The sequence below is a fragment of the uncultured Pelagibacterium sp. genome, assembly GCF_963972885.1.
GTDB lineage: Bacteria > Pseudomonadota > Alphaproteobacteria > Rhizobiales > Devosiaceae > Pelagibacterium > Pelagibacterium nitratireducens.
Genome location: NZ_CAXAXY010000138.1, coordinates 1 through 5,766, shown reverse-complemented (window position 1 = coordinate 5,766; position 5,766 = coordinate 1). Strand labels below are relative to the sequence as shown.

The 5,766-nt window shown below is 63.5% G+C and carries 7 protein-coding genes; 4 read left to right on the top strand and 3 right to left on the bottom strand.

The window, feature by feature from the left end; genetic code table 11:
* From AACZ55_RS15295 to AACZ55_RS15285, 3 genes are all read right to left on the bottom strand, one after another.
* On the bottom strand, positions 1–417 hold a 417-nt coding region (locus AACZ55_RS15295; RefSeq protein WP_339647492.1), incomplete at its 3' end, for a hypothetical protein.
* A gap of 146 nt (positions 418–563) precedes the next feature.
* Positions 564–887 carry an I78 family peptidase inhibitor gene (locus AACZ55_RS15290; RefSeq protein ID WP_339647491.1) on the bottom strand — a complete coding sequence of 108 codons (324 nt, stop codon included), beginning with the start codon at positions 885–887 and terminating at the stop codon, positions 564–566.
* 108 nt (positions 888–995) lie between these two features.
* On the bottom strand, positions 996–1,220 hold the full coding sequence (locus AACZ55_RS15285; protein WP_339647489.1) for a hypothetical protein: 225 nt from the start codon (positions 1,218–1,220) through the stop codon (positions 996–998).
* A gap of 195 nt (positions 1,221–1,415) precedes the next feature.
* Here AACZ55_RS15285 and AACZ55_RS15280 point away from each other — a divergent pair, with 195 nt between their 5' ends.
* From AACZ55_RS15280 to AACZ55_RS15265, 4 genes are all read left to right on the top strand, one after another.
* Entirely contained in the window at positions 1,416–2,894 is a 1,479-nt protein-coding gene (locus AACZ55_RS15280) for an ABC transporter substrate-binding protein (RefSeq protein ID WP_339647487.1), read from the top strand.
* A 19-nt stretch (positions 2,895–2,913) separates the two neighbouring features.
* Positions 2,914–3,861, top strand: coding sequence for an ABC transporter permease (locus AACZ55_RS15275; protein WP_339647485.1), 948 nt, complete (start codon positions 2,914–2,916; stop codon positions 3,859–3,861).
* Positions 3,858–4,673, top strand: coding sequence for an ABC transporter permease (locus tag AACZ55_RS15270; RefSeq protein WP_339647484.1), 816 nt, complete (start codon positions 3,858–3,860; stop codon positions 4,671–4,673). The genes AACZ55_RS15275 and AACZ55_RS15270 overlap by 4 nt, the downstream gene beginning before the upstream one ends.
* A partial coding sequence (locus AACZ55_RS15265; protein ID WP_339647483.1) for an ATP-binding cassette domain-containing protein occupies positions 4,670–5,766 on the top strand: 1,097 nt, incomplete at its 3' end. The genes AACZ55_RS15270 and AACZ55_RS15265, both read left to right, overlap by 4 nt.

The window sequence follows — 5,766 nt, the reverse complement described above, 5'->3', positions numbered from 1 at the left end:
CTCAGAGAAATCCTGCAGCGTTCCATCCTCGTAGACCAAGGCGCTGACGCAGGCGATGCCGATGACGTCGTCGGGGTGAAGATTTTCCAGGCGCTCGAGAATCGTGCCGGCGACGACGGCGTTCAGGATATGGTCCTGCCCGGCGCCGATGCCGTCGGCGCGTTCGAGCGGAAATTCGCCGATTCGCTCTCCCAGGACATCCTCGAAGCGCACGGTTGCATCGATCAGGCGGATGCCGACGGGCCCGCTGTGGTGGAGGGCGATGTTGATGGTCTTTTCGGCCTCATTGTCCCTGTCGAGCAGTTCCCAGCTTTCGAGACTGAGAATATCGCCGGACTGGCCGTTGAGACATTCGATGGCGTGGGCGCTGGATGCGCTGAAAAGGGCGAAGGACAGAGCAAAAACAATCTGACGCATTATGGACTCCTCAAATCGAGAGGGAAATGCGGCAGAGCGGCCCCCGGTTTCATTGGGGCTTGCCCGCGGGCATCACAAAGTTGCCATAAGGTCACAGGAGGGGCCGGGCACTCCTGGCGCCCGGCCGGTCCGATCGTCTGCCGATGTCAGCCACAATAGGCGCGGACGAGATTGCCCGAGTCGTCCACTTCGAGATTGAGGCGGTCAGGACGGAAATCCTGGGTGACGGCCATGCCCGGGGCGATGACGCGGACGGTGCCGGCGCTGTTGACGGCCTGGCCGTCGATGCGAACATCCTGGGCTGTGCTGCCGATGACCGGTTGACCGATCTTGCCCGAGAGGGCCTGGGCACCGCAATCGAGAGGCGGCGGCATTGACGTATCGGGTGGGGTGACGGTGGTCGAACAGCCCGCCAGGATGATGGACGTGGCAAGTGCGAGCCCGCCAAGGCTGGTTTTGACTATCGGCATGGTATCTCCTCGATGCTGTGGAATTTGCCCCCGCAAGGTGCACTCGCAGAACGAAAAAGGCCGGGAAACGATCCCGGCCAATTCAATCAAGGCACTAAAGAATATGGGCTACCGCTCGTCGCGGCTGCCGAATTTGCGAAAGCCTGCTTTCAGCCAGCGGCGGAAGTGCATGAAGCTTTCGCGGGTGTCTCCGCGCAGATCCTGATAGACGCCGGACGCCATCAGCCCGAAATCGCGCAGGTTTTCAACCCACACGGGTTCGGTCGCCGTCAATGCGGCCTCGGCGCGCCGGATGCGCAGGCGGTCAAGAAATGAATTTTCATTGTGGGCCATAGCAAACCCTCGTGATCGTTAGGCAATCGATGCCAATATAAGTATGGCGAATGCAAGGACAATGTCCAATCGGTACACAATGTTCCACATCGGGTGGCCAGTGTTGCCGATCCGCGCCAACCGCACTATGGGTGAAAGGGGCGGGGCCTGCCGCATATTAGGCAGCACGTACCCATAAGGGAAGGAAAAGGAAGGATGCGCCAAGTCATTCGTATGGCAGTGCTTTTTGCGTTTGCGGCTCTGGCGGCAGCGCCTGCGCTGGCGCAGCGGAGCGATATCGTCGTGGGGCTTGTGCTCGAACCGCCGCATATGGACCCGACATCGAACGCGGCGGCGGCGATCGACGAGGTGGTGTACGCAAATCTGTTCGAAGGGCTGACCCGATTCGGGCCGGACGGCGATATTCTGCCCGCGCTGGCGCAAAGCTGGGACGTGTCCGAGGACGGGCTGACCTATACCTTCCATCTGACCGAAGGCGTGAGTTTCCATGATGGATCGGCGCTGACGGCGGACGACGTGGTGTTTTCTCTCGATAGGGCGCGGGCCGATGACTCGGTCAACGCGCAGAAATTCCTGTTTGCCGATATCGAGAGCGTCGAGGCGAGTGACGATCTGACGGTTGCGGTGACGCTGAGCCAGCCGAACGGCAATTTTCCCTTCAATATGGCCTGGGGCGACGCGGTGATCGTGGCGCCCGAGAGCGCGGAAACCAACGCGACCGATCCTGTTGGGACGGGACCGTTCCGGTTCGAGGACTGGCGGCAGGGCGATAGCGTCACTCTGGTGCGCAATGAGGACTATTGGGGCGAGCCGGCGCTGCTGGAGCGCGCGACATTCCGGTTCATTTCCGACCCGACGGCGGCGTTCGCGGCGATGATGGCCGAGGACGTCGATACATTCCCGGTGTTTCCCGCGCCCGAGACGCTGGCGCAACTCGATGCCGATCCGCGGTTCGAGGTCGTTGTCGGGACCACCGAGGGCGAAACGATTCTGGCGATGAACAACCGGCGCGAACCGCTGGATAATGTTCTCGTGCGCGAAGCGATTGCCCATGCCATCGACCGGCAGGCGGTTATCGACGGGGCAATGTTTGGGTATGGCACACCGATCGGGACCCATTTTGCCCCGCACCACCCGGCCTATCTCGATCTGACCGGATTGTCGGAATACGATCCCGAGCGCTCGCAGCAATTGCTGATCGAAGCCGGGGTGAGCGGATTGCGGCTGTCGCTGGCGCTGCCGCCGCCGGTCTATGCACGGCGTGGCGGGGAGATCATCGCGGCGCAGTTGCGCGACGTGGGAATCGAGACCGAAATCGTCAATGTGGAATGGGCCCAGTGGCTCGAACAGGTATTCGGCGAGGGCGATTTCGACCTGACGGTCATTTCGCACACCGAGCCAATGGATATCGAGATCTATGGCCGCGAGGACTATTATTTCGGTTATGGGGCGCCCGAGTTCGTGGCGCTTTGGGACGAATTGACCCGTACGGTCGAGCCGGAAGCGCGCAACGCCTTGCTGGGCGATCTCCAGCGCAATATCTCGGAGAATTTCGTCAACGCCTATATTTTCCAACTGGCCAAGGCCGGGGTGCAGAATGCCGATCTTGAGGGGTTGTGGGTGAATGCACCGACACAGGCGACCGATCTGACGCAGGTTCGTTGGACGCGGTGATCCAAATCGGGCCGGCGCGATGCTGAATTTCGTTCTGCGCCGCGCCGTTTCGCTGGCCATCAGCCTTCTGGTGGCCAGTGTGGTGATCTTTTTCGTGCTCGAGGTGCTGCCGGGTGATCCGGCGCGCTTCATGCTCGGGCTCAATGCGTCCCCTGAAGCGCTGGCGGCGTTGCGGACGCAGCTGGGGCTCGATGCGCCGGTACTGGTGCGCTACTGGACCTGGCTGGCCGGGATGGCCAGTGGTGATTTCGGGATCAGCTACACCTATCGCACGCCGGCGATCGAGCTGATCGCGGCGCGGCTGTGGGTCTCCATTCCGTTGGCGGTCTATGCGCTGGTGCTGGCGACGCTGATCGGGATACCGCTGGGCGTTCTGGCGGCAACCAAGCGCAATTCTCCCATTGATGCAGGCACGATGGGTCTGACCCAGATCGGCATTGCGCTGCCGAACTTCTGGTTCGCCATGCTGCTCGTGCTGCTGTTTTCGGTCACGCTGCGCTGGTTTTCATCGGGTGGGTTTCCCGGCTGGGACGATCCGGGCGCGGCGATGATGGCGCTGACCCTGCCGGCAATCGCGCTGGCGCTGCCGCAGGCGGCGATTCTGGCGCGGGTGATGCGCTCGAGCCTGCTCGATACGCTGGACGAGGATTATGTGCGCACGGCGCGGGCCAAGGGGCTGACGCGCAGCCAGGCGCTGTGGCGGCATGCATTTCGCAATGCCCTGATCCCGGTGCTGACCATCATGGGGCTGCAGTTTTCGTTTCTTCTGGCCGGGGCGATCATCATCGAGAATGTCTTTTACCTGCCCGGACTGGGGCGGCTGGCGTTTCAGGCGATCACGGCGCGCGATTTGATCGTCGTGCGCTCGGTGGTGATGATTCTCGTGTTTGCGGTGATCGTCGTGACGTTTGCCGTCGATATCGCCTATGCGGCGGTCGATCCGAGGCTGCGGCGGGGGACTCGATGAGGGTCGGGCTGGGTGTCGGGGCGGTACTGACCGCGATTCTGGCGGCGATGGCGCTGCTTTCGCTGTTCTGGACTCCTTATGACGTGACACTGATTGCGGTTGGTGAGCGGCTGCTGCCGCCCGGATCCGAGCACTGGCTGGGGACCGATCATTTCGGGCGCGACATGGTGTCGATGATCCTTGTGGGCGCGCAGACCTCGATTGCCGTGGCGCTGGTGGCCGTGGGTCTGGGGATGGCGGTTGGCGTGCCGCTGGGGCTTGCCGCGGCGGCGCGGGCCGGGACGGCGTTCGACGACATCATCATGCGCGGCAACGATTTGGTGTTCGCGTTTCCGGCGCTGATCATCGCCATACTGATCACGGCGGTGTTCGGGCCGGGGGCGATCAACGCGATCATTGCCATCGGGATTTTCAACATTCCGGTGTTTGCGCGGCTGACGCGCGGGGCGGGCATGGGCGTGTGGCAGCGCGAGTTCATCATGGCAGCGCGAGTGGCGGGCAAGGGCCGGGTGATGATCTCGCTCGAACATGTGCTGCCCAATATCGGCAATATGCTGATCGTTCAGGCCACGATCCAGTTTTCGCTGGCCATACTGGCCGAGGCGGGGCTGGCCTATGTGGGGCTGGGCGCGCAGCCACCCCTGCCGAGCTGGGGGCGGATGCTGGCCGAGGCGCAGACGATGATTTCGCTGGCGCCGCATGTGGCGCTGGTGCCGGGGCTGGCGATCGTGTTTTCGGTGCTGGGACTGAACCTGCTTGGCGACGGGCTGCGGGATCTGTTCGATCCGCGATTGGGGAAGGCGGGACGATGAGCCTTCTTGAACTTGAAAAGCTGGGGCTGACGATTGATGGCACGCGGATTCTCGAAGATGTGTCGCTCGAGATCGGGGCGGGCAAGGTTCTGGGGCTGGTGGGCGAATCGGGATCGGGGAAATCGCTGACGGCGCTGTCGATCATGCGGCTGTTGCCGGGCAGAGCGAAGCTGACCGGGAAGATCGGGTTGGACGGGCGCGATCTGGTTGCCGCAGGCGAAGGTGAGATGAACGGTCTGCGCGGGCAGGCCATGGGAATGATCTTTCAGGAGCCGATGACGGCGCTCAATCCGCTGATGACCATTGGCGACCAGGTGGCCGAAACGGTGCGGGTGCATCGCGGGCTGGGGCGGACCGAGGCGCGGGGGCTGGCGGCGGAAACGCTCGAACGGGTGGGGCTGCCGGGGGCGATGATTTCGCCCTCGCGCTATCCGCACGAACTCTCCGGCGGGCAGCGCCAGCGGGTGGGGATTGCCATGGCGATTGCTCTGCGGCCCAAGCTGTTGATTGCCGACGAGCCGACCACGGCGCTGGACGTGACGACGCAGGCGCAAATTCTCGATCTGCTGGCAGGGCTGGTGCGTGAGGAGGGCATGGCCCTGATGCTTATCACCCACGATCTGGCCGTGGTGTCGCGGATGGCTGATACGATTGCGGTGCTTCGTCAAGGCAGGGTGGTGGAGGCGGGGCCGGCGCGGCGGCTGATCGATGCGCCCGAATCTCCCTACACCCGACAGCTCGTGGCTGCGAGCACGCATGTGCCAACCCGTGTGCGGGGCGCGGTTGGCGAGGTGCTGTTGCGGGTCGAGGGGGCGACACGGGATTATCGGTTGCGGTCGGGACTTTCGATGGGATCGGAGAAGACGTTTCGGGCGCTCGACCGGGTGAGCCTGACCATTGGCCGGGGCGAGAGCCTGGGGCTGGTGGGCGAGAGCGGGAGCGGGAAATCGACGCTGGCGCGGGCGATATTGGGGCTCGAACCGCTCGATGCGGGCCGGGTGGAGTTTGCCGGACGGGTGGTGGAGCGGGCAGGGCGGGCCGCGCGGCTGACGTTGCGCGACATGCAGATGGTGTTTCAGGACCCCTATGGCTC

Coding starts and splice junctions, on each gene's coding strand:
- AACZ55_RS15290 (WP_339647491.1), bottom strand. CDS start 887: ATGCCGATAGTCAAAACCAGCCTTGGCGGGCTCGCACTTGCCACGTCC.
- AACZ55_RS15285 (WP_339647489.1), bottom strand. CDS start 1,220: ATGGCCCACAATGAAAATTCATTTCTTGACCGCCTGCGCATCCGGCGC.
- AACZ55_RS15280 (WP_339647487.1), top strand. CDS start 1,416: ATGCGCCAAGTCATTCGTATGGCAGTGCTTTTTGCGTTTGCGGCTCTG.
- AACZ55_RS15275 (WP_339647485.1), top strand. CDS start 2,914: ATGCTGAATTTCGTTCTGCGCCGCGCCGTTTCGCTGGCCATCAGCCTT.
- AACZ55_RS15270 (WP_339647484.1), top strand. CDS start 3,858: ATGAGGGTCGGGCTGGGTGTCGGGGCGGTACTGACCGCGATTCTGGCG.